Below are 22,014 nucleotides of genomic sequence, written 5' to 3' on the forward strand. Positions count from 1 at the left end.
ATATAATGTGTTTAGATGCTGGCAATATTAGCATCCGGCACCTTTATTTTTTCCTTCTTGTCAAGCCCCGACACAACCTCGATGTTGATACCATCTGAAAGGCCTGTTTTAATTACCCGCTTTTCGAATACCTGCGGTGCCGTTTCTACTTCTACATAAGGCTGGTCCTTGTCGAATTTCAGCATGCTCTCTTTTATGGCCAGCACCTTGTCGCGCTTATCCAGCACGATGTCTGCGTTGGCACTGTAGCCTGCCCTGATAAAGTCTTTCTCATCCAGCAGCACCTTGGCACGTATCGGAAATTTAATAGACCCTTCTTCCAGTACACCTTTTGGTGCTATGTACTCCAGTTTTGCATCAAACACACGGTTTTCGATGGCTCCGATTGTCAGCAGCAGGTCCATGTTCTCTTTCAGTTTCCCTACTTCCGATTCATCTATCTTGCCCTCAAAAATAAGGCTGCGCATATCAGCAACAGTGGCAATGGTAGTACCCTCGTTAAAGTTGTTGCGCTCTATAATAGACGTACCCACTTTTACCGGCACATCCAGCAGCATACCGTCTATGGTAGAGTAAACCAGGTTAGAAGACTGACCACTTTTACGTGACGCGCCTTCCCGTACTAACAGCAAATTACTTTCAGCAGCCTGCAGAGCCTCGCGCTTTAAATTGTAATCTGCTTTATACTTTTGGTACTCCTGCTCCGGTATTACCTTCTGCTCGTACAGTTGCTCATATCGTGCCAGTTCGCGCTTTGCCTCGTTAAAGTTTAGCTTGGCCGTTTGCAGTTGTGTTTCGGCATTGTTCACGCTTACCATATTAGGAACTATCTTTATTTTGGCTAATAGCTGGCCCTTTTTCACAACCTCACCGGCCTCTGCATACAGTTCCTGCACAATACCTGACACCTGCGATTTTACCTGCACCTCTTTGCGTGGCACAATAGAGCCGGTGGCCACCGTCTTTTTCACAATCTCTGTTTCGAACGGCGCCTCCGTTTTATACACTACCGGGTCGGTATTCGACTTCTTATAGAAGTAGTAGCCCAGCCCCCCCGACAGGCCCAGGAACAGGATAATAAACAAGCCTAACAAAACCTTTTTCATAAGCGAAGTATAGATTAGTCTTTATGTATTTCGTTTTCAATTATTCGTCTCGCAATGCCACTACCGGGCTTACCCTGGCCGCTTTTGTAGCAGGTATAAGGCCCGCCAAGGCACCTGTGAGTACCAGCAGCACCGTTGCCGACACAGCTATGCCCAGATCAACCTCTGGTATCCCAAAGAAACCCGCCTGCACATCAAACTTTCGCATCAGGTACTCTATCAAAGCAATTAAGCCAGTGCCGATGAGTAAGCCAGTATAACCTGCAAGGCCCGTAATCACAATAGATTCCTGAATAATCAGGCTGATAATAGACCATGGTGTTGCGCCCAAAGCCTTTCGGACGCCTATTTCTTTTGTGCGCTCCTTCACCACGATCAGCATGATGTTACTCACCCCTATTATACCTGCCAGAATAGTACCTATACTTACCAGCCAGCTAAAACCAGCTATACCGGCAAACAACCCCTGAATCTCCTGAAACTCCTTTTCTACATTGGCAGACCCAAAGGCTTTCAGATCATCTGGGGATACATTATGGCGCTTCATCAGCAGGCTTTTCACCTTCTCCTCAATAACTGCAGCCGCTACTCCCGGTTTGGGTGTCAGGGCCAGCGAGTTTATCTGATTGGGCTGGTTAAAAGTTTGTTGCAGCGATGTATTCGGCATAGAAATAACCTTGGCATCTTCCACAACATCCTCGCCTTTGCCAATTGGCTCGAAAGTGCCTACAACCAAAAAGTAACTGCCTTTAATGTTGATGTACTTGCCTACCGGATCAATGTCTTTAAATAAAAGCTCCTGCGTTCTTGGCCCTACAACAGCTACTTTACGGCGTTCCTGTATGTCTTTCTGGTTGATGAACCTGCCAGTTAGTATCTTGGTGGGCTGAACCTGCAGCATTTCAGGTGTCTCGCCCCGCACTGTAAAAGCAGCGCTTTTTGTTTCGTAGTTTACAGCAAAGTCGCCGCGGAGCTGGTTGTTAGGCGCAATTACCGCTACCTCCGGCACGCTGGCACGGATAGCCGCCACATCATCGTTTGTCATCTGTATAAACCTACCGGCCTTTAGCCCCATGTAAGGCACGCTGGTGCGCTGTGTCCAGATGAAAACGGCGTTCTTGGCAACGTTAAATTCACTCACTACACCATTCTCCAGGCCCTTTCCTGCACCTAATAGCACAACCAGCATGAAAATGCCCCAGAACACGCCAAAGGCCGTCAACGCTGTACGAAGCTTGTGCTTCTTTACAGTATTGTAGATCTCGGTCCATTTATCGATGTCTATCATGCTTTTTAATTTCGAATGAGTGACTGCGTGATTGAGTGAATATTTATTGTTGATTCTGTCTTCTTTAGCTTTTCAGCACTTCTCCTCTACCTATTCATTCACTCATACACAATTTATACTTTAATCTGCCCTCAGCGCCTCTATGGGTTTAATGCGCGCAGCTTTTAAGGCAGGCATCAAGCCGGCAAGGGCACCTGAAATAACAAGCACTGCAGTAGCAGCTATCGCCATGCCCGGATCTACTTCAGGGTTCGCGAAATATGGCATCTCTGCTCCCGACGATTCCATGGCATACTCCATCAGTGCCAGCAAACCTGTACCAGCCAGCAGACCCACGTAACCAGAGAAAGCAGTAATCACCACCGACTCCTGAAGTATAAGGCTTACAATAGAAAATGGCGTAGCACCTAAGGCTTTTCTAACACCGATTTCACGTGTCCGCTCCTTCACGATGATCAGCATAATGTTACTGACGCCTACAATACCGGCTATCAGTGTGCCAATGCCTACAATCCAGACGAAGATGCGGATACCATTAAACAGGCCCATTACCTTATGGAACTCCGCTTCTGTATTTTCTATACCTAATGCCATGTCATCGTTTTCAGAGAATTTGTGGCGCTGGGCAAGTATGGCTTTTAGTTTGTCTTCCATTTCTTTGGCAGGCACACCTTCCTTAGCTGTCAGGATCATCATCTGCACCTGGTTGGGCTGGTTAAAAGTGCTTTGCAGCGTAGAAAAAGGAATGTAGGCACGTTCTTCGCGGCGTGCTCCGTTGTTGCCGCCAACTTTAAAAGTACCTACTACCTTAAAATGGATGCCGTAGATATTGACATACTCCCCAACCGGGTTCTGCTCTCCGAACAACACCTTAGCCGCCTGCTCTCCCAGCACTACTACCTTGCGCTTCTCCAGTTCATCATACTCGTTTAGCACACGCCCACGGGCAGCCGTTTCACCGTTCATCTTCAGAAAATCGGGTTCAGCGCCAAACACTTGGAACGAACCGTTCTGCTTTTTATAGTTAATCGTGTATTCCCCGAAAATGCGGTTGCGCGGAGCCATCATGTTCAGGTCTGCCACTTCCCGGTCAATGGCCTGCAGGTCCTGGTTGGTAAGCTTTATTTCGCGGCCCGGGCTCATGCCCTGGTGGGCAAGTGCGGTCTTACCGCTCCAGATGTAAATACTGTTCTTAGCACCGTCTCCAAACCTGTTCACAACGCCGTTTTCCAAACCCTTACCTGCACCCAGCAACAGCACCAGCATAAAGATACCCCAGAACACGCCAAAGGCTGTCAGGAACGTACGCAGCTTGTTTTTCTGCATAGTTGCCAGTATTTCCTGCCATTTGTCTAGGTCAAACATTTATTTAATTGATGATGGTTAAATTATTGATTGTTGCTAAAGGAGTATGACTATCGGGCTGCTGTGCCCACTGTCGTTGCCTCTGCTAATTCGTGCTGCCCGTGGTCGTCGTTCACAATCAGGCCGTCTTTTAGCCTGATAATGCGGTGTGTCTGGTCGGCAATGTCATTTTCGTGGGTTACGATCACTACCGTCATGCCTTTGTTGTTCACCTCCTTAAAAATGTCCATCACTTCGTAAGAGGTTTGGGTGTCGAGGGCGCCGGTTGGTTCGTCGGCAAGTATAAGTTTGGGCTGAGAGATAAGGGCACGGGCAATAGCTACCCGCTGCTTTTGGCCACCAGACATCTCGTTGGGTGAGTGCTCTGCCCAGTCCTTTAGGCCTACCATGTCCAGGTACTCCAGTGCCAGTTTGTTGCGCTCTTTGCGTCCCACCTTCTGATAGTACAGCGGCAGCGCCACATTCTCCATCGCATTTTTAAACGAAAGTAGGTTGAACGACTGGAACACAAACCCCAGGAACTTGTTGCGGTAGTAAGCGGCCTTGGTGGCAGAAAGATTCTTGATGGGTGTGCCTGCCAGCATGTATTCACCGCTGTCATAGTCATCCAGGATGCCCAGAATGTTTAGCAAAGTAGATTTACCTGAGCCTGATGAACCCATGATAGAAACGAACTCCCCTTCGCACACATGCATGTCTATGCCTTTAAGCACATGCAGCTTGTTTTGCCCTACCGCATAGTTTTTATGGATGTTGCTTAACTGTATCATAGGCTGTGACTTATGCAATGGCTGTAAACTTTATTTACGGTAGTCTGCTATGCAAGGTACTATAAGTATAAATTAAATAACATTAGTTTATACTTACCCGGGCGTTTTATCTACAAAACCAGTTCTTGCATCTATCAATCTTCAAAATAGCTCAGCAGGCCTTTAATAGAATAGATGCGCTGGAAATGACACAAGTTGCCTGGCCTGTTAAAAATTTATTCTGCCGGGTACGTATGGCAAAGTATGTATTCTCCGCAGTTACCCGAGCCTATACTTTTCCACCCGTTTAAGCACCACATGGGATTTATACTTGCGTACATTCAGGAAAACAGAAGTATAGACCCACAGCTGCTTCGTACTGATCTGCTTACCTTGGGCACTTCGCAACTCGATTTATACTTTGGCCCCTTAAGCTCGGAGCAGATTGCAAAGGAAACTGTTTTATACTTGCAGGAGCACAACCTGCTAACGCCGCAGGCTTTCCGGTACTACCTCCAATCCGGAGGCTCAGACTACCGTTGCATCACCTTATCAGATAACACTGATTGGGTGCTGCGCTGGGGAGTGGTAGCCAACCGTTATGTACACCTGCATCCGGCCCGCTATGCCAGCCATACTACCCGCGTAAAGGCAGCCGCCTTAAAAACAGCTATTGCCACCGTTATTGCAGCTACTCAGTTAAGCTTACCTGCTTCTGAACTTTCTACCATCAACAAAGTGAGAAAGGAGTGGCTGGGACTATCGCCGGTAAAGTGGGTAAGCGCGCAAGAGGGTATTGGTAAGTTTTTAGAACTGCTGCAGCAACAGGTGCAAGTATAAAGAAAACGCCACCTTTTCAAGTGGCGCTTCTCAAGCTATGAATTTCGAATTACTGGCGGTTCATCTCTAGTAATGTAGTCAGAGACACCTGCCTGTTGTTTAGTTTGGTATACTTAAAGTCGTCGCCTCCTCTGAAGTTTGCTCCTTTTATGTTAAAGCTGTCCGTAATTTTGGCATATTTAAAGTTGGCTGTGCCATCAAACGTGGCTTTCTGGAAGTTTACGCCCTCTTCAAACTTGGTATACTTAAAGTTGGCCTCGCTACCAAACGTTGCACCTGTAAAGCTCACTTTAACTGGGAAGGTAACATACTTAAAGTTGGCGTCGCCTCGGAATGTAGCGCTGCTAAAGTTTGCTAGCTTTCTGAATTTACTGTACTTAAACAGCGCTTCCTCACTAAAGCGGGTGCTTATAAAAGAAGCTCCTTCGTTAAACTCCGAATATTTAAAAGCACTTGCCTCTTCAAACACACATCCATCAAAGCGTACCTCCTGCTCAAAATTTGTGTTGTATACTTCGTTACGCGTATTCACCATGTTCACACCGTTATCCGGGTTGAAGTACGCCAACACATCGCCTTTAAATGTACAGTTAACAAAAGAAAGCGGTGCTGTAACCGTGCTAATGTACTCTTTTGTGCTATGATCACCCTTCTGCTCTTTCTGCTTCATGTTCTGAAGTTTCGTCAGATCCAGATCACCTACAATCTCTGCATTCTTGTATGATACAGCTTCGCCACGGTTAATTTTAGCGATGATCTCTGATGCGTTTACCTTCGACTGTGCCCATGTTAGCATCGGCAGCATTAGCATTACCAACAGGATTTGTAACTTTTTCATCATTGCTCTCCTTAAGTTTATTGTTTGTTGTTTTAGATTCTGTACAAAGGATGAGGCATTTATTGTGAAGGTTGCTTCTGAATGCAAAATATTTTTAGCACACAGTTATTTTTATACCTGCAAACCCTATAAAAATAGAAGCGAGGGCTACAGTAGCAGCCCTCGCCTTGATATAACTTAACCTTAAATGCAGGCTACACCTGTACTACTCCTGAGATGGCTCAGGTGCGGCTGGAGGCGTAGGCGCTGTTACAGAAGTGGCAGTGCTATCCTCGTTTGTTTCGTCGTAAATTTTAATCGTGCCAAGTAGCACAGTTATACTTACCAGCACAACAGCCAGCAGACCTAAAAGCAATTTATTACTCGTTTTCATTTCAGTTCTCTTTTAGTTATTAACCTTGATTAACACTGGCTGCGTTATATTTTCCTGCATACAACTTTAGGTCGTCCAGCGAAAGCCCCAGCAGTTTCATTGTTCTCAGGAAGGCTGGCAGCTCCTCTTCCAGAAACTGCTCTTTCTTAAGCGCAATTGTTCTTTCTAAGCCATCGTCGGCAAGGAAGTAGCCTACGCCACGCTTGTTATAAATCACGCCCTTATCCTGCAGGTAATTAAATGTTCTCATAGTCGTATTCGGGTTTACTTCAAACTCTACCGCCATATCCCGGATAGAAGGGATCTTGTCTCCTGCGGTCCATACTTTTCTGAGAATGTTCTCGAAAAAACGGTTTGCGATTTGTAAGTATATTGCTTGGTTCTCTTTAAACTCCATTGTTACACCTGCCTTTCTTTAAGTTTGAAATAAGATACTACCAGCAAGAATGGCCCCAGCACATACCAGAACAGAAATGGCACCACATCTGTAAAGATAAATTCAGCTGTCTTATGGAAATCACCTGAGACATCGCTTGGCCCTAAATTACCTTTGTTTCCGAAGAGCATGTAAGCCAGCCCAACTGCATACCCTCCAACAACAATTGCTATCAGGAACAGAGCCAACAGTGTTTTCAGAAAATTGTTACCTCTAAAGGCAATCGCACCTAAAAAGAAGAAAGTCTGTGTTACCCAAAATGCTCCTATCGTTCTGGTAAAGTAGGTATCTGTAAAGCTTGGTAGTTGAGCCGGTTGCCCAGCCATTAGGCTGCTAACATACATCAGGAGAAAAGTACCTGCTATGGCAGTTATCAGGAAAAAAGGCGAAACAATAAGCCAGGTACCTAACAGTTTTTCTGCTGTAGATACAGGCAGTGTTAAAAAAGTATAGCTTTTCTGTGGGGAGTGCAGCTCACCAAAAATTCTGCTGGTAAAAATATAGCCTCCTATAAAAAGTACCACTAGGTATAGCGGCACCAAGTTCTGCACTTTATTAGGGTTGGAGTAAGCCGTTAAGCCAGATATTATCAACAACACACCCACTACTGCCGCTATGGCAATAAGAATGGTGTTTATGTTTAAAAGCAGTTGGCGTTTTATAAAGAGGCCAAGTCTTGCTAAGTTAAATTCTGCGTTCATAAGTTTTATTTTGTACAATGGTTTATTACTATACTTGCATCGGCCACAGCGCTTTCTAAAAGCAGCTGCAACGGGTGTATGCGATTCAAATCAACTGTTTCTACCAGAAAAGCACAACCTAGCGCAGCAGTTGCTACAAGTACTGGCTGCAGGCTTAGGGCTGACGTCGCTTTTCTACTAATGGCGAGGTTATACTTCATACTGGTGAGGAGCAAACTGGCCGTTAACTTTTCCTGCGTCTTTAATGATGCCGTTAAACAGTAGCTCCATGTCCACACGTCCGTCTAAACCGGAAATGTTACGCACAATACCAGCTTTTCTGCCGTGTAATTCTTCTGCGTAGATTATCTCCTCGTTTGGCAGGCCGTTCAGGTTATATTCGAAGGCAAGCCTTTCAGAGATGGCAGCAATGCTTTGGTTAAAGATGATCTTACCGTTCTCCAGCACCACAATCGTATCGATCAGGTTTTCGAGGTCGCGCACCTGGTGGGTGGAGATCACAATAACCTTTTCCTCGTCCAGGGCAGATGCCATAATTTTTCTGAACTGGCTCTTGGAAGGGATGTCAAGGCCGTTGGTTGGCTCGTCAAGTATAAGCAGGCGTGCGTTGGTGGCCAAGCCAAAGGCTATCAGGAACTTCTTCTTCTGTCCGTAAGAAAGTGTCGATAGCTTGGCATCGTCTGCTAGTTCAAACTCTGCTAGGTAGGCACTAAACTGATTGTGGCTAAACTTCTCGTAAAACACCGCAGTGGTTTTTACATAAGTAGCCATGCTGATGGCCGGCAGGTTAAACTCCTCGGGCACCAGGTAAATATCCTGAAGCATCGCAGGCTTACGTGCAGTAGCGTCAAAGCCAAACACACTGGCCTCACCGCTGTCTGGGAACAGCATGCCTGATATCAGTTTGAGCAATGAAGATTTTCCTGCCCCATTTTTACCTAACAGGCCATAGATAAAGCCCGGTTGCAGGGTTAGGTTCAGGTTCTCGAACAGTGGTTTGTTCTTCTTATACCTGAAATCGACTCCGTTTAATTTTATCATAGTTTTATCTTGTGAGTGTATTAGGCTACTAGTACACTACAAAGGTAAAGAAGGTTTTCTGATTTGCAACTGTTTTAGAAAATATTTTTTTCAGGGTTAGATTTAAATCGAGTAGGAGGTAATTAACTGACAGTGAGTAACTCCGTTTTGCAAGCAAAATTTTTACAGCAACTGCTAAAGTATAACCTACAGCAGGACTTCTGTCCCAAACAAAAAGGCGCCACCCTTTGCAGAGCGGTGCCTTTTATACTTTATACTTCTATACTTGCTTAGATATGGATCGCGCGGTTTTCTGTGGCTGCTAAACATGCTTCTTTCATGGCTTCGGCAAAAGTAGGATGCGCGTGGCTCATACGGGCCACGTCCTCAGCAGATGCACGGAACTCCATTGCAGTTACAGCCTCTGCAATCAGGTCAGCAATACGCGGGCCGATCATGTGCACGCCCAGTATTTCATCGGTTTCCTTGTCTGCTAATACCTTCACAAAGCCGTCCGTATCACCAGATGCTTTCGCACGACCAGATGCCTTGAACGGGAAAGAACCAGATTTATAGGCACGGCCCTGCTCCTTCAACTGCTCCTCAGTAAAGCCGACACCTGCCACTTCTGGCCAGGTATAAACCACACCCGGAATCAGGTTATAGTTGATGTGCGGCTTCTGGCCAACGATCTGCTCGGCTACCAGCACACCTTCTTCTTCCGCTTTGTGAGCCAGCATGGCGCCACGCACTACGTCACCGATGGCGTAGATACCCGGCACGTTTGTCTCCAGGTGGTCGTTTACAGCAATCATACCGCGCTCACCCATCTGTACGCCAGCATTCTCCAAGCCAAGCCCTTCAGTGTATGGCTTACGCCCCACAGACACTAACACGTAATCGCCTTCAAACGTAACCTCCTCGCCTTTCGGGTTCTGTGCAGTTACTTTAACTGTTTTACCTTTCGTGGTAGCACCCGTTACTTTGTGGCTCATGAAGAACTCAAAACCAAGCGTCTTCTTTAGCACACGCATTAGTTCTTTACCCAGTGCACGGTCCATCGTCGGGATGATAGCATCCATGTACTCGATCACCTGCACTTTGGCTCCCAGACGGGCATATACCGAACCAAGTTCCAGACCAATAACACCACCACCAATCACGATCATGTTTTTCGGCACCTCCTTCAGCTCTAAAGCCTCTGTAGATGTGATCACACGCTTCTTATCGATTGGCAGGAAAGGAAGTGTAGTTGGCTTAGAACCTGTGGCAATGATGGTGTTCTTTGTTTCAATCTGCTGCTCCTTACCTTCCGCGTCTGTGATTTTGATGGTGTTCTTGTTCACGAAAGAACCAAGACCATAGTATGTGTCGATCTTGTTTTTCTTCATCAGGTAGGTAATGCCGTCGTTATTAGACTTTACCACCTCACCTTTGCGCTTGATCATCTGCTGCAGGTTCACCTTCAGGTTATCCAGCTCAATACCATGATCGGCAAAAGCGTGTGCGGCATTATGGTAATGCTCTGATGAGTCTAGCAAAGCTTTGGAAGGGATACAGCCTACGTTAAGGCAAGTACCGCCCAATACATTATACTTCTCTATGATGGCGGTTTTCAGGCCCAGCTGCGCGCAACGGATAGCTGCCACATAGCCACCAGGACCAGAACCGATTACTACTACGTCGTATTGCATTTGTTTATACTTTAAAGAGAGCATTGCTCTCGTTTTTATACTTGATTTATCTACTATGGCGCGAGCGTCTTCGCTCGTGTCTTTTATTATTGAGGCCTCTGGTCAAGTTACTACAGAGTTTATACTTAAGACTCATAGTAACTGGGCCAGAGGCCCCACTATAGTTAGTCACGAGCGAGGACGCTCGCGCCATGCTTAAGTCAATAAAAAGGAGGAGCAAACTTCTTCGCTTACCCCTCCTCTTCAATCTCAATATATTATACTCCTAACAGTAATCTCATCGGATCCTCAAGAAGCTCCTTCACGCGTACCAGGAAGCTCACAGACTCACGGCCGTCAATAATTCTATGGTCGTAAGACAGGGCCAGGTACATCATTGGGCGAATCTCTACTTGTCCGTTGATGGCTACAGGACGCTGCACGATGTTGTGCATACCAAGTATCGCCGACTGTGGCGCATTGATAATAGGCGTAGACATCATAGAACCGAAGATACCACCGTTGGTGATGGTGAAGGTACCGCCTGTCATTTCCTCGATTGAAAGTTTTCCATCACGGGCCTTCTTCGCTAAACGAACAACTTCTTTCTCAATGCCATCCAATGACAACTGCTCTGCGTTACGGATAACCGGTACTACCAGACCTTTTGGAGAAGAAACTGCAATAGAGATATCTACAAAATCACTGAAGACCATCTCGTTGCCATCAATCTGCGCGTTTACTGCAGGCCACTCTTTAAGGGCAACAGTACAAGCCTTTGTGAAGAACGACATAAAGCCTAAACCTACTTCATGCACTTCCTTAAACTTGTCCTTATACTTGGCGCGGATGTCCATGATCGGCTTCATGTCTACCTCGTTAAAAGTAGTAAGCATAGCCGTTTCATTTTTCACCTGCACCAGGCGGCGGGCAACTGTTTTACGCAGCGAGCTCATTTTCTCACGGCGCTGGTTTCTGTCGCCGGTAGCGGCAGGAGCCTCAGCAGACGCAGTAGCTTCCTGCTTAGGAGCAGCGGCAGCTGGCTGTGCAGCAGGTTTTGCCTGTGCGTTCTGTGCATCTTCTTTGGTAATGCGGCCATCACGACCAGTACCTTGTACATCAGCAGCATTGATTCCTCTTTCTGCCAATATTTTACCAGCAGCCGGAGACGGCGTGCCAGAGGCATACGTTTGGGCACCAGACAGAGCAGCAGCGGCTGGCTGTGCAGATACTTTTTTATCTGCTTCATCTTGTTTAGCTGTTGCCTGTGCATTAGCCTTAGCAGCACCAGCACCAGGTACAATGCGACAAAGCAAACCACCAATCTCTACCGTGTCACCTTCTTTTGCTACTATTTCTAGTGTACCTGCAGCCTCGGCTGGTAACTCAAATGTTGCTTTATCAGACTCTAATTCAGCAATAACTTCATCCATTTCCACCTGGTCGCCATCGCTTTTCAACCAGCTGGCAATAGTAACTTCCGAGATAGACTCACCTACAGTAGGCACTTTCATCTCAACGGCCTCACCAGCACCACTTGCAGCAGCCGGGGCAGCAGCAGGAGCAGACTCTTGTGCAGCCGGAGCAGCAGCTTGCTCAGCAGCAGGAGCCGATGGAGCAGATGCAGCAGCACCGTCCTGATCAATTTTGCAGATAACAGCGCCAACATCTACTGTGTCGCCTTCCTGTGCTACAATGCGTAAAATGCCTGCGGCTTCGGCTGGCAATTCGAATGTGGCTTTATCAGATTCTAGCTCAGCAATCACCTCATCCATTTCCACACGGTCGCCGTCTTTCTTAAGCCACTGGGCTATGGTTACCTCAGTGATCGACTCACCTACGGCAGGCACTTTAACTTCTAAGCTCATATTTTATGTCAATTATGAATTACAAATTATGAATTACGAATGAATCTGAATGATGAACAAAAACAGTTGGGAGCAACCACTCATAATTCATCATTCATAATTCTTAATTATATAGAAAACGCTCTGTCTACCAGGTCCTGCTGCTCTTTAACGTGCACCTTCATATAACCTGTGGCAGGCGATGCGCTGGCTTTACGTGCCACTACATCTTCTACCTGGCTACGCATGATGCGCAGGATATACGTCCAGGCGCCCATGTTCTCAGGCTCTTCCTGTACCCAGTAAATTTTAGCGTTCTTATACTTCTTCAATTCTGCCTCCAGCTGTACTTTCGGGAACGGCGCCAGCTGCTCCATACGGATAATAGCTACATCTTTGCGCTTGTTCTTCTGCTGCTCTTCCAACAGGTCGAAGTATACTTTGCCAGAGCACAGCAATACTTTCTTCACTGACTTGGCTGTAGCGTATGTATCACCGATCACTTCTCTAAAGCTGCCTGACGTGAAGTCCTCCACAGGAGAAACTACCATTGGGTGACGCAGCAACGACTTAGGCGACATGTTTACAGCAGGTTTGCGGAATGGCAGTGCCAGCTGACGACGCATAAAGTGGAAGAAGTTAGCAGGCGTTGTAATGTATGTTACAAACATGTTATTCTCAGCCGACAATTGCAGGAAGCGCTCCGGACGAGCATTTGAGTGCTCCGGTCCTTGACCTTCATAGCCGTGTGGCAACAGCATCACCAGACCATTCATGCGCTGCCACTTAGACTCTGTGGAGGAGATAAACTGGTCAATCATTACCTGGGCACCGTTGGCGAAGTCACCGAACTGTGCTTCCCAAACAACCAGTGCATTCGGGTTAGCCATGGCATAACCAAACTCAAAGCCTAAAACACCATACTCTGAAAGAAGCGAGTTGTAGATCTCGAAAGAGCCCTGCTTCTCGGCCATGTGGTTCAGGTTGTTGTACGGTGCGCTTGTTACCGCATCGTGCAATACCGCGTGGCGATGCGAAAACGTACCACGCTGCACATCCTGACCTGAGAAACGAACAATATGCCCATCCAGCAACACTGAGCCGTAAGCCAACAATTCACCGGCTGCCCAGTTCAGCTGCTTTGTTTCAAAGAACATTTCTTTACGCTCTTTGATCAGTTTTTCGATCTGCTTCAGCGGCTTAAATCCTTGAGGCAGGGAAGTCAACGCTTTTCCTACTGTCTCTACTACCTCGGCAGATACACCAGTTTCCGGTGATTGGTTAAAATCCTCTGGCTTAGAACGACGCAACGACTGCCACTCCAACTCCATAGATTGGTAGTTGTATGGCAACGGCTTCTGTTTAACCATGTCTAAACGGTCTTGTAACATCTGCCGGAATTCTTTATCCATACTCTGCGCTAGTTTAGCATCTACTTCACCGCGAGAAATCAACTGCTTGTTGTATACTTCGCGTGGGTTAGCGTGCTTAGAGATCAGGTTATAAAGCTGTGGCTGCGTAAACTTCGGCTCATCTGACTCGTTGTGGCCATGGCGGCGGTAGCACACCATGTCAATGAAGATGTCATTATTTACCTTCTGACGGTACTCCATAGCAAAACGCATGGCAAATACCACTGCCTCCGGATCATCACCGTTTACGTGGAGCACCGGCGCATCCAAAATCTTGGCTACATCAGTACAGTAGATAGACGAACGTGCATCCTCAAAATCTGTGGTAAAGCCAACCTGATTGTTAATCACAAAGTGAATAGTACCACCTGTATTGTAACCATCTAGGTTCGCCATCTGTGTAACTTCGTACACAATGCCTTGCCCAGCTACGGCAGCATCACCATGTATAAGTATAGGCAGTATTTTATCTGCGTCTTTATTATATAGTGTGTCGATCTTCGCACGCACAAAGCCTTCCACAACTGGGTCCACTGCCTCTAGGTGCGATGGGTTTGGAGCTAGCTTAAGATTCACTTTGTTACCAGACGGAGTTGTTACTTCAGATGAGTAACCCATATGGTATTTCACATCGCCGTCACCCATAGTCAGGTCCGGAACGGCAGTACCTTCGAACTCAGAGAAAATCTGCTCATAGGTTTTGCCCATAATGTTGGCCAGCACGTTAAGGCGGCCGCGGTGCGCCATACCAATCACAACTTCTTCCACACCCAGTTCAGAACCCCTGTCGATGATAGCATCAAGAGCAGGTATAGTTGTTTCGCCACCTTCCAGTGAAAAACGCTTTTGGCCCAAAAACTTTGTGTGCAAGAAGTTCTCAAATACCACCGCCTCGTTCAGCTTAGACAGAATTCGTTTTTTGAAATCAATAGACGGATTAAAGTTTAACGACTCCTTTTCTACCTTCTCCTTAAACCACTCCAGCACCTCTGGGTCACGGATGTACATGTACTCAAAGCCAATAGAGCCTTCATAGATTTTCTTCAGCGCTGTCTCAATCTCACGCAGAGTAGCTGGACCAATACCAATAATCTCACCCACCTGAAATACTGTATCCAGGTCTGCTTCTGATAAGCCAAAGTCAGCTAGATCAAGACGGGCTTTACGGTCTTTGCGAGCACGTACCGGGTTAGTAGTAGAACGCAAGTGGCCACGTGTACGGTAAGCATGGATAAGATTACGAACCGCAACCTCTTTCTCCGACTCACTAGCCTCAGTAGCACCTTTGGCAGGAGCAGTGACAATGCCTTCAGGAGCATCATGGCCATTTTCGCCGTAAGTCGTTGCAAACTCAAAACCCTCAAAAAACTTGCGCCATCCAGCATCAACCGACTCCGGATCTTGCTGATAGGATTTGTATAGCCCATCAATGTAATCGCCGTGCGCATTAGCGATGTAAGTATATTTATCCATAGGAATTACTGCTTTGTATAAAGGCAAAGTTATAAGTATTATTCAGAAATCAAATTATATGTATTCGCATGAGCAAATATGCCTCATTATCAAACATAAGCATACTCACCATACTGAGGCTATTCTTGTTCGGTTACAAACACTTAACATGCCTGTTGTAACAGAAATAAAATTCAAAATTTGCTGCAACTAGCTCTATCTCAGATCCTGCATAATCTTGATCAATACCAATTGGAAGTTAACTATTGAAGTAGTGTTATTATTAACCAGCTTATGCACATGTTACCTTTGGATATTTTAATACAAAATAAAAGCGCAGCAGAAGCTCATAAAAAGCCAAATAGATTCAAGAGGCACCTGCACTTCTTACTAACACTGATGTTACCTTGCTCATTATTGATTCCTATTGTATAAGCTGTGTATCTTATACTTTTAAATGACAAAGAATTAAGCACCAAAGTACAAGGTGGTGGCAAAAGGGGAGTTGTCAGATACTATTTTACACGAAATGAATAATAGTAATGTATAGCTATCTGCTGGAAGAGTTATCGAAAACAATCGGAGCAAGGCTGCTGGTGCAGTTCGAATATAAAGGCATCGACTATACTGTTGAGCCTCATTTGCTTGGCCGCAACTATGAGAAGCAGGACTGCCTGCTTGCCTGGGTAGTAGCTGGCCCTATGAAGCAAGATCTTTCGAATGGTAATTGGCAGACCTTTTTGCTAAACGACATTACCTCCCTAAAAACGCTGGAGCAACGGTTTACAAAACAACGCCCAGGCTACGACCCCTACGAGGGCTCCATGACCCGCATTTATTACCGTATCTAAGCTTTTCCCGGGACCTTTACCGGGTATTTCCGTGTTATGTATTCGCTAATTAAGTGATTGCATTTTGAACCGGAAGAAAAGAAAGTATAAGGCAACAGCCACCAAATCTCCATTAACTGCTCAGGAAAAAATAAGCCGTTACATGCGCGGCAACAAGTCCAAAGATACAAAGCCTGAATTGACGCTGCGCCGGGCTTTGTGGCACGTAGGTCTTCGCGGTTATCGAGTACATTGGTCAAAGGCTCCCGGTAAACCTGATATTTGCTATCCCTCGCGCAAACTTGCCATTTTCGTGCATGGCTGTTTCTGGCACCAATGCCCTTACTGTAGGCCTGTAGCACCCAAATCAAATGTCAGCTTCTGGCAAGATAAGTTCGAGAAAAACATTCGCAGAGATGCAAAGTATAAACAGCTGTATCGGGAAGCAGGATGGCAGCGTATTGTCATCTGGGAATGCCAGCTCAGCCAAAGTATAGCCGGTTGTGTTTCTCTTATCAGAGAGTTACACCGGGGTATTCCTGCCAGCTGGGAAGTTGCCGCCTAAAGTTAAGCGCAGCAACTCTCCGGAAAGCCGATATAAATTATAAAATCTTTATATTCATGTAAACAAAGAACTATACTATGAGAAAACACATCTCTTTACTGGCTCTGCTAGGTATACTGGCAGCAGGCTGTAGTGAAAACGCTCGTCAGGTGGAGGAAACAGAGGAAAATGAGACAAATACCTTGGCCGCTGACAGCGCTAATCTGCAACCTGCTTTGCAAAGTATAAACGCTGACGATATACTAAAACATACTACCGTTTTGGCCTCGGATGCATTTGAGGGCAGAAGCCCGGCCACCACAGGAGAAGACTCTACTGTAAACTACCTCACACGCCAGTTTAAGAAGTTAGGCCTGCAGCCTGGCAACCCAAACGGAACTTATGTGCAGGAAGTACCTATGTTTGGCTATACGCCCCAGCCTACAGCAACCATAAAAGCCGGCGGAAAAAGTGTTAAACTGAATTTCCCGACAGACTACGTTGCTGTTACGCGCCAGTACGTGCCGAATGTTGATGTGACTAATTCGGAGATGGTGTTTGTTGGCTATGGAATTGTAGCTCCTGAGTATGGATGGGATGATTACAAAGGCGTGGACGTGAAGGGGAAAACCATTGTTATGTTGGTTAACGATCCACCTATTACCAAGGCAACGGATGCCAGCAAATTAGATAGCACCATGTTTGGCGGAAAAGCCATGACCTATTATGGCCGCTGGACCTACAAGTATGAGATAGCCGCCGAGAAAGGAGCTGCCGCTGTCATCATCATCCACGAAACAGAACCTGCCGGCTATCCTTACGAGGTTTTATCTGGCAGCCACAGCCGCGAAGGGTTTGAGATTATAACTCCTAACAAAAACATGGACCGTGCAAAAGTAGAAGCATGGATAACAGAAGCAAAAGCCCGAGAGATCTTCTCTGCCACAGGCCGTAGTTTAGAGCAAATGAAAGAGGCAGCTGTTAAGAAGGATTTCAAACCTATTCCACTGAATGCAACCGCTACTTTCAACATCAAAAACAAGCTGCGCGAGGTGAAGTCCAGAAACGTAATTGCTAAACTGGAAGGCGCGGATCCTGCGCTTAAAAACGAATATGTAGTGTACTCCGCACACTGGGACCACCTGGGCAAAGACCCAAGCCTGCAAGGCGACCAGGTTTATAATGGTGCCCTGGATAATGCAAGCGGCACGGCTGGCCTGATAGAAATTGCAGAGGCCTTCACAAAAGTAAAGACGAAGCCTAAAAGATCGATTCTATTCCTGGCTGTAACTGCCGAAGAAAAAGGCCTTCTTGGCTCTAAGTATTATGCCAGCAACCCGCTGTACCCGCTAGAGAAAACGGTGGCTAACATTAACATGGATGTGCTGAATGCCTATGGCCCAACCGAGGACGTTGTGGTAATTGGCTATGGCAACTCTACACTGGAGGACGTGCTGGCAAAAGCTGCACAAGCCCAAAACCGTAGAATTGTTCCTGAGGCCTCGCCGGAGAAAGGCTCATTCTACCGCTCAGATCATTTTGAGTTTGCCAAACAAGGTGTACCCGCTCTGTATGCCAAGTCTGGCGTTCTTGCCCGTAACCAACCTGCCGACTATGTTAAAAAATGGCAGAATAAGTATACCGCTGAGGACTACCATAAGCTTACTGATGAAGTAAGCGATGACTGGAACCTGGAGGGAGCTGCAGAGGATTTGAGACTGTTCCTGCGGGTAGGGTATACTGTTGCTAACACCAAAAAAATTCCTGAGTGGAAACAAGGCACAGAGTTTAAAGCCAAACGAGAAGCCATGCTCTCTGGTCCGGCTGACAGCGTGACAGCAAAGTATCAGTAGCATACGGAGCAGGCTCTTGGTATGATCAGGGGCCTGCTCTATTTATACTTGCAGGTCTGGCGCTACAGCTGTCTGTTGTTAGAGGGAATGTAGAATAATAATTCAAAGTATAGGTATACTTGCCAGCACCGCCCTCATCACCTTAAAATTATTATATTAATTTCTTGATAGCTTAACATCAACAACAAAACCCTTCATCCTGTAATTTGTGCCCTTTACGCGTTATTAGCATCCATTTACTTTAAAATCAGTTACTTTAACATATTACGCAGGTTACCTTTTTCATCGTTTCGTATAAATAAGTACAAAAACAAACAGATTACTAGTTATGAAAAAGACTTGGAAATTAGCATTTGCAGCTTTTGCTCTAGTAGCATTTACAGCTTGTAACGGCGATGAAAATACAACAACCGAATCAGAAAGCGTAGAAACTACAGACGAACTGGAAACTGATTTGGAAACAGAAAATGAGGAGGACACTGTGATCTTACAGGACACTACTGTTGAGGATGGTGTAGCCGATGAGATTGAGGAAGAGCAGCCTCCGGTACAATAGTAAAGTATAACCTTTTAACAAAAAGTCCCTGCCTTAAAAGCAGGGACTTTTTTTATTGTACAAAACCGCCAAATAAAGGCAAAAGATTAGAACAAATGATATATGGAAATGTATAAACCTTTTTAACTTTAGGAATGCAAAATACATCACTTGTACACGATGGCATTACCATTAGGCTAATAGACACAGATGAACTGCTGGCGCAGGCTGTTGAGGATTTAAGTAAAAGCACCGAACTGGCTCTTGACCTGGAGTTTGATCAGCATCGCTACACATATGGCTTTAATTTATGTCTGATTCAGTTAACTAGTGGCAACGGCATCTGTTATATTATAGATCCCTTTCCTTTAAAAGACTTACAGCCTGTTTATACACTGCTCCAGAACGAGAACATCACTAAGATCATCCATCACGCCAACAACGATATACTCTTGCTAGACAAACTTGGGTGCAATATCCGCGCTGTACTTGATACTGACGTAGCAGCAAAAGTTTTAAACTATGAGCGGTCTTCGCTTGCTATGGTGCTTAAAGAGGAGTTCAATAAAGAGATTGACAAGTCACAGCAGTCGAGCAATTGGAACAACAGGCCATTGACAGAGGCACAGCTTACTTATGCGGCTATTGATGTTATATATCTACATAAGATCAAAGACAAGCTGGTAAATGAAGTAAAGGAGCAAGGCCGGTATCATTGGCTACAGGAAGAGAACCAACTACTGGAGTCGCTTACCTACTCCGAACCAGAAAACCCTCACTTAAAGCTTCGCAATGCGTTTCGCTTAAACTTTTTTCAGCAGTACATACTTAAAGGTTTATTTGCATTCAGAGAAAGTATGGCAAGGACTTTTAACAAGCCTGCATCTTATGTAATAAACAACGAAGCTTTGGTAGACCTGGCTCAGGACTATAAAACAGATGTGCACGAATGGCTAAACCATACAAAGGGTATACATGGCGGATTGAAGAAGCCTAAAAATGAACAGCTGTTAAAGCAGGCTCTAAAACATACAATTGAGGAAGCTAAGGCGCATAACATCAGCCAGGACTATCCTGAAAACAGATGGATTAGACCGCAGCGCACACCTGAGACTGAAGCACGAAAAGAAGAGTTAACTAAAGTACAGAAAGCAATAATAGCTAAGTATGGCGAATATGCCTCTAGGCTTATCATCACGCAAAGCGTTATTAATGAGTACAGCCAAAGTGGCAAACTTATCTGCTTAAAAAAATATGCTACAGATATCATGCTGGAAACGGCAGCAGAAATAGGTGTTAAACTGCCTGCTCCTTCTTTAAGAGCAATAAACAAATAGCAAAAGCTTAGACCCTATTAAAGAACAACAAACATATAATGAGCGAATTTAGAAGGGAACACGATTTTCTTGGAGAGAAAGAAATCCCAAACGAAGTATACTATGGTATCCAGACCTCGAGGGCGCTTGATAATTTCAATATAACAGGTATTCCAATATCTAAGGAACCCCTCTTTATCCAGGCTTTCGGCTATGTTAAAAAAGCAGCAGCCATGGCAAACAGAGACTGTGGCGTAATTTCTCCACAAGTTGCCGAAGCAATCTGCAAAGCCTGCGATAGGTTGATAGCGGGAGAATTTCTTGATCAGTTTGTGACAGATATGATACAAGGCGGCGCAGGCACTTCAGTTAACATGAATGTTAATGAAGTAATTGCCAATGTTGCACTGGAGATCTTGGGTCATCCGAAAGGAACTTATAAAATTGTTAGCCCTAATGATCATGTAAACTTCTCTCAGTCAACAAACGATGCCTATCCTACTGCTTTCAGGCTTGCCTTGTATCGTAAGATCGATAACTTCATAGCGAGCCTTGAGGCACTACAGCAGTCTTTTGGGCAAAAAGGTGAGGAGTTTAAAGACGTTCTCAAAATGGGACGCACTCAACTTCAGGATGCTGTACCAATGACATTAGGGGCAGAGTTTCATGGCTTTTCCACAACTATCAAGGAAGACATCCAGCGACTAAATGAGGCAAAGATGCTGATCTGCGAGATTAATATGGGGGCTACTGCCATAGGCACTTCCATCAACGCTCCAGAGGGCTATCCTCAGATTGTGACTAATCACATCAAAGATATAACCGGTATACCTGTAGTTCTGGCTGAAGATCTTATTGAAGCGACTTGCGATACAGGAGCTTACGTTCAGATCTCTGGTGTACTAAAGCGCAGCGCCATTAAGATATCAAAAATCTGTAATGATTTGCGACTTCTTTCATCAGGTCCAAGAGCTGGTATAAATGAGATAAACCTTCCGCGCATGCAACCTGGTTCTTCTATTATGCCTGGTAAGGTTAATCCGGTTATTCCTGAGGTAGTTAATCAAACAGCATATTATGTAATCGGCTCTGACGTTACGATAACCATGGCAGCTGAGGCTGGGCAATTACAATTAAATGTAATGGAGCCTGTTATTGCCTTTAGTTTGTTTAGCTCTTTAACTTATTTGGAGAACGCCTGCTATACCTTAAAAGAAAAATGTATTGATGGCATCACTGCAAATGAAGAGATTTGTAAATATATGGTGATGAACAGCATTGGCATTGTGACTTCTTTAAACCCTATCATTGGTTATGAAGCTTCAGCTTCTATTGCAAAAGAGGCTTTGCAAACAGGAAAATCCATTCATGACATAACCGTACTAGAGCGCAAGTTAATAACCCAAGAGAAGTGGGAGGAAATATTCTCTATAGAAAACCTAATTCATCCAAAGTTTATCAACACCTGATTTATACTTGCTTAATAAAAAAGGCCTCTAAATATAGGGGCCTTTTTTATTATACATTATGATACTCTTTCTTTAAGAAGGTCTATTACTTAATGAATAGAAACAGGGAAAGCAGTCATGCAACAAAATCTAAAACTTTGCATAATCTTCCACTTCGTTAACTAATAAGCTGGAATACAAGGCGTGCCTAGTCCTAGGAGCTCCAGGTATGAACGCGTGCTAGCACCAGGGGGTGGGGTAAACGGAAAAGGGGCAGCGGGATTTCTCCTGCTGCCCCTCCTGTTGGGGTTGGCGGCCACCTACTCTCCCGGGTGTGACCCCAGTACCATCGGCGCGTCCGGGCTTAACTTCTCTGTTCGGGATGGGA

Annotated in this window: 21 protein-coding genes and 1 rRNA gene; 8 read left to right on the top strand and 14 right to left on the bottom strand. The window is 45.5% G+C overall.

The annotated features are described in order from the left end of the window. Positions 1 to 11: 11 nt before the first annotated feature. From H8S84_RS18380 to H8S84_RS18395, 4 genes are all read right to left on the bottom strand, one after another. Positions 12 to 1,106, bottom strand: coding sequence for an efflux RND transporter periplasmic adaptor subunit (locus H8S84_RS18380; RefSeq protein ID WP_187068850.1), 1,095 nt, complete (start codon positions 1,104 to 1,106; stop codon positions 12 to 14). A gap of 40 nt (positions 1,107 to 1,146) precedes the next feature. Further along, positions 1,147 to 2,394: an ABC transporter permease gene (locus tag H8S84_RS18385; protein WP_187068851.1), complete on the bottom strand. Its 1,248-nt coding sequence runs from the start codon at positions 2,392 to 2,394 to the stop codon at positions 1,147 to 1,149. Between the two features lie 120 nt (positions 2,395 to 2,514). After that, positions 2,515 to 3,759: an ABC transporter permease gene (locus H8S84_RS18390; protein ID WP_187068852.1), complete on the bottom strand. Its 1,245-nt coding sequence runs from the start codon at positions 3,757 to 3,759 to the stop codon at positions 2,515 to 2,517. A gap of 50 nt (positions 3,760 to 3,809) precedes the next feature. After that, complete coding sequence (locus H8S84_RS18395) at positions 3,810 to 4,529, bottom strand: ABC transporter ATP-binding protein (RefSeq protein ID WP_187068853.1); 720 nt, start codon at positions 4,527 to 4,529, stop codon at positions 3,810 to 3,812. 243 nt (positions 4,530 to 4,772) lie between these two features. On the opposite strand from H8S84_RS18395, the gene H8S84_RS18400 reads away from it, so the two are divergent. Next, the gene (locus H8S84_RS18400; protein WP_187068854.1) at positions 4,773 to 5,348 is read left to right on the top strand and encodes a hypothetical protein; all 576 of its coding nucleotides are present in this window, start codon (positions 4,773 to 4,775) and stop codon (positions 5,346 to 5,348) included. Positions 5,349 to 5,397: 49 nt separating this feature from the next. Here H8S84_RS18400 and H8S84_RS18405 read toward each other — a convergent pair whose 3' ends face one another. The 6 genes from H8S84_RS18405 to H8S84_RS18430 all read right to left on the bottom strand — a co-directional run bounded on the left by H8S84_RS18405 (position 5,398) and on the right by H8S84_RS18430 (position 8,737). Then, positions 5,398 to 6,186 (bottom strand): pentapeptide repeat-containing protein, encoded by a 789-nt coding sequence (locus tag H8S84_RS18405; protein WP_187068855.1) that lies wholly within the window; start codon positions 6,184 to 6,186, stop codon positions 5,398 to 5,400. Between the two features lie 205 nt (positions 6,187 to 6,391). Continuing rightward, complete coding sequence (locus H8S84_RS18410) at positions 6,392 to 6,559, bottom strand: hypothetical protein (RefSeq protein WP_187068856.1); 168 nt, start codon at positions 6,557 to 6,559, stop codon at positions 6,392 to 6,394. Between the two features lie 19 nt (positions 6,560 to 6,578). Then, a complete protein-coding gene (locus H8S84_RS18415) occupies positions 6,579 to 6,956 on the bottom strand; it encodes a GntR family transcriptional regulator (protein ID WP_187068857.1) in 378 nt (125 codons plus the stop codon). Between the two features lie 2 nt (positions 6,957 to 6,958). Continuing rightward, complete coding sequence (locus tag H8S84_RS18420) at positions 6,959 to 7,696, bottom strand: hypothetical protein (protein ID WP_187068858.1); 738 nt, start codon at positions 7,694 to 7,696, stop codon at positions 6,959 to 6,961. A gap of 5 nt (positions 7,697 to 7,701) precedes the next feature. Then, positions 7,702 to 7,896 carry a hypothetical protein gene (locus H8S84_RS18425; RefSeq protein WP_187068859.1) on the bottom strand — a complete coding sequence of 65 codons (195 nt, stop codon included), beginning with the start codon at positions 7,894 to 7,896 and terminating at the stop codon, positions 7,702 to 7,704. Continuing rightward, positions 7,886 to 8,737 (bottom strand): ABC transporter ATP-binding protein, encoded by an 852-nt coding sequence (locus H8S84_RS18430; RefSeq protein ID WP_187068860.1) that lies wholly within the window; start codon positions 8,735 to 8,737, stop codon positions 7,886 to 7,888. Before H8S84_RS18430 ends, H8S84_RS18425 begins: the two co-directional genes overlap by 11 nt. A 147-nt stretch (positions 8,738 to 8,884) precedes the next feature. Between H8S84_RS18430 and H8S84_RS20250 the strand changes: the two genes are divergently transcribed. Beyond that, positions 8,885 to 9,010, top strand: a complete 126-nt coding sequence (locus H8S84_RS20250; protein WP_262890247.1) for a hypothetical protein — start codon at positions 8,885 to 8,887, stop codon at positions 9,008 to 9,010. Here the strand turns inward: H8S84_RS20250 and lpdA are convergent. From lpdA to H8S84_RS18445, 3 genes are all read right to left on the bottom strand, one after another. Then, entirely contained in the window at positions 9,007 to 10,410 is a 1,404-nt protein-coding gene (lpdA, locus tag H8S84_RS18435; RefSeq protein WP_187068861.1) for a dihydrolipoyl dehydrogenase, read from the bottom strand. The two genes, H8S84_RS20250 and lpdA, sit on opposite strands and share 4 nt — an antisense overlap. A 257-nt stretch (positions 10,411 to 10,667) precedes the next feature. Further along, the gene (gene odhB / locus H8S84_RS18440) at positions 10,668 to 12,257 is read right to left on the bottom strand and encodes a 2-oxoglutarate dehydrogenase complex dihydrolipoyllysine-residue succinyltransferase (protein WP_187068862.1); all 1,590 of its coding nucleotides are present in this window, start codon (positions 12,255 to 12,257) and stop codon (positions 10,668 to 10,670) included. A gap of 107 nt (positions 12,258 to 12,364) precedes the next feature. Then, positions 12,365 to 15,121, bottom strand: a complete 2,757-nt coding sequence (locus tag H8S84_RS18445) for a 2-oxoglutarate dehydrogenase E1 component (RefSeq protein ID WP_187068863.1) — start codon at positions 15,119 to 15,121, stop codon at positions 12,365 to 12,367. A gap of 521 nt (positions 15,122 to 15,642) precedes the next feature. Here H8S84_RS18445 and H8S84_RS18450 point away from each other — a divergent pair. From H8S84_RS18450 to aspA, 6 genes are all read left to right on the top strand, one after another. Next, positions 15,643 to 15,951 (top strand): WYL domain-containing protein, encoded by a 309-nt coding sequence (locus H8S84_RS18450; RefSeq protein ID WP_187068864.1) that lies wholly within the window; start codon positions 15,643 to 15,645, stop codon positions 15,949 to 15,951. A gap of 64 nt (positions 15,952 to 16,015) precedes the next feature. Next, entirely contained in the window at positions 16,016 to 16,495 is a 480-nt protein-coding gene (locus H8S84_RS18455) for a very short patch repair endonuclease (RefSeq protein WP_230407254.1), read from the top strand. Positions 16,496 to 16,572: 77 nt separating this feature from the next. Then, a complete protein-coding gene (locus H8S84_RS18460) occupies positions 16,573 to 18,327 on the top strand; it encodes a M28 family metallopeptidase (protein WP_187068865.1) in 1,755 nt (584 codons plus the stop codon). Between the two features lie 328 nt (positions 18,328 to 18,655). Continuing rightward, a complete protein-coding gene (locus H8S84_RS18465) occupies positions 18,656 to 18,883 on the top strand; it encodes a hypothetical protein (RefSeq protein WP_187068866.1) in 228 nt (75 codons plus the stop codon). A 134-nt stretch (positions 18,884 to 19,017) separates the two neighbouring features. Continuing rightward, positions 19,018 to 20,199, top strand: coding sequence for a ribonuclease D (locus H8S84_RS18470; protein ID WP_187068867.1), 1,182 nt, complete (start codon positions 19,018 to 19,020; stop codon positions 20,197 to 20,199). A gap of 38 nt (positions 20,200 to 20,237) precedes the next feature. After that, positions 20,238 to 21,647 (top strand): aspartate ammonia-lyase, encoded by a 1,410-nt coding sequence (aspA, locus tag H8S84_RS18475; RefSeq protein ID WP_187068868.1) that lies wholly within the window; start codon positions 20,238 to 20,240, stop codon positions 21,645 to 21,647. Positions 21,648 to 21,933: 286 nt separating this feature from the next. Here aspA and rrf read toward each other — a convergent pair. After that, a 5S ribosomal RNA gene (gene rrf, locus H8S84_RS18480) occupies positions 21,934 to 22,014 on the bottom strand; the annotation flags it as partial.

The sequence above is a fragment of the Pontibacter cellulosilyticus genome (genome assembly GCF_014306105.1).
GTDB lineage: Bacteria > Bacteroidota > Bacteroidia > Cytophagales > Hymenobacteraceae > Pontibacter > Pontibacter cellulosilyticus.

What these genes read in the sequence shown, in the direction of transcription:
- H8S84_RS18380 (WP_187068850.1), bottom strand. Translation starts at nt 1,106, where the DNA reads ATGAAAAAGGTTTTGTTAGGCTTGTTTATTATCCTGTTCCTGGGCCTG.
- H8S84_RS18385 (WP_187068851.1), bottom strand. Translation starts at nt 2,394, where the DNA reads ATGATAGACATCGATAAATGGACCGAGATCTACAATACTGTAAAGAAG.
- H8S84_RS18390 (WP_187068852.1), bottom strand. Translation starts at nt 3,759, where the DNA reads ATGTTTGACCTAGACAAATGGCAGGAAATACTGGCAACTATGCAGAAA.
- H8S84_RS18395 (WP_187068853.1), bottom strand. Translation starts at nt 4,529, where the DNA reads ATGATACAGTTAAGCAACATCCATAAAAACTATGCGGTAGGGCAAAAC.
- H8S84_RS18400 (WP_187068854.1), top strand. Translation starts at nt 4,773, where the DNA reads ATGTATTCTCCGCAGTTACCCGAGCCTATACTTTTCCACCCGTTTAAG.
- H8S84_RS18405 (WP_187068855.1), bottom strand. Translation starts at nt 6,186, where the DNA reads ATGAAAAAGTTACAAATCCTGTTGGTAATGCTAATGCTGCCGATGCTA.
- H8S84_RS18410 (WP_187068856.1), bottom strand. Translation starts at nt 6,559, where the DNA reads ATGAAAACGAGTAATAAATTGCTTTTAGGTCTGCTGGCTGTTGTGCTG.
- H8S84_RS18415 (WP_187068857.1), bottom strand. Translation starts at nt 6,956, where the DNA reads ATGGAGTTTAAAGAGAACCAAGCAATATACTTACAAATCGCAAACCGT.
- H8S84_RS18420 (WP_187068858.1), bottom strand. Translation starts at nt 7,696, where the DNA reads ATGAACGCAGAATTTAACTTAGCAAGACTTGGCCTCTTTATAAAACGC.
- H8S84_RS18425 (WP_187068859.1), bottom strand. Translation starts at nt 7,896, where the DNA reads ATGAAGTATAACCTCGCCATTAGTAGAAAAGCGACGTCAGCCCTAAGC.
- H8S84_RS18430 (WP_187068860.1), bottom strand. Translation starts at nt 8,737, where the DNA reads ATGATAAAATTAAACGGAGTCGATTTCAGGTATAAGAAGAACAAACCA.
- lpdA (WP_187068861.1), bottom strand. Translation starts at nt 10,410, where the DNA reads ATGCAATACGACGTAGTAGTAATCGGTTCTGGTCCTGGTGGCTATGTG.
- odhB (WP_187068862.1), bottom strand. Translation starts at nt 12,257, where the DNA reads ATGAGCTTAGAAGTTAAAGTGCCTGCCGTAGGTGAGTCGATCACTGAG.
- H8S84_RS18445 (WP_187068863.1), bottom strand. Translation starts at nt 15,121, where the DNA reads ATGGATAAATATACTTACATCGCTAATGCGCACGGCGATTACATTGAT.
- H8S84_RS18450 (WP_187068864.1), top strand. Translation starts at nt 15,643, where the DNA reads ATGTATAGCTATCTGCTGGAAGAGTTATCGAAAACAATCGGAGCAAGG.
- H8S84_RS18460 (WP_187068865.1), top strand. Translation starts at nt 16,573, where the DNA reads ATGAGAAAACACATCTCTTTACTGGCTCTGCTAGGTATACTGGCAGCA.
- H8S84_RS18465 (WP_187068866.1), top strand. Translation starts at nt 18,656, where the DNA reads ATGAAAAAGACTTGGAAATTAGCATTTGCAGCTTTTGCTCTAGTAGCA.
- H8S84_RS18470 (WP_187068867.1), top strand. Translation starts at nt 19,018, where the DNA reads ATGCAAAATACATCACTTGTACACGATGGCATTACCATTAGGCTAATA.
- aspA (WP_187068868.1), top strand. Translation starts at nt 20,238, where the DNA reads ATGAGCGAATTTAGAAGGGAACACGATTTTCTTGGAGAGAAAGAAATC.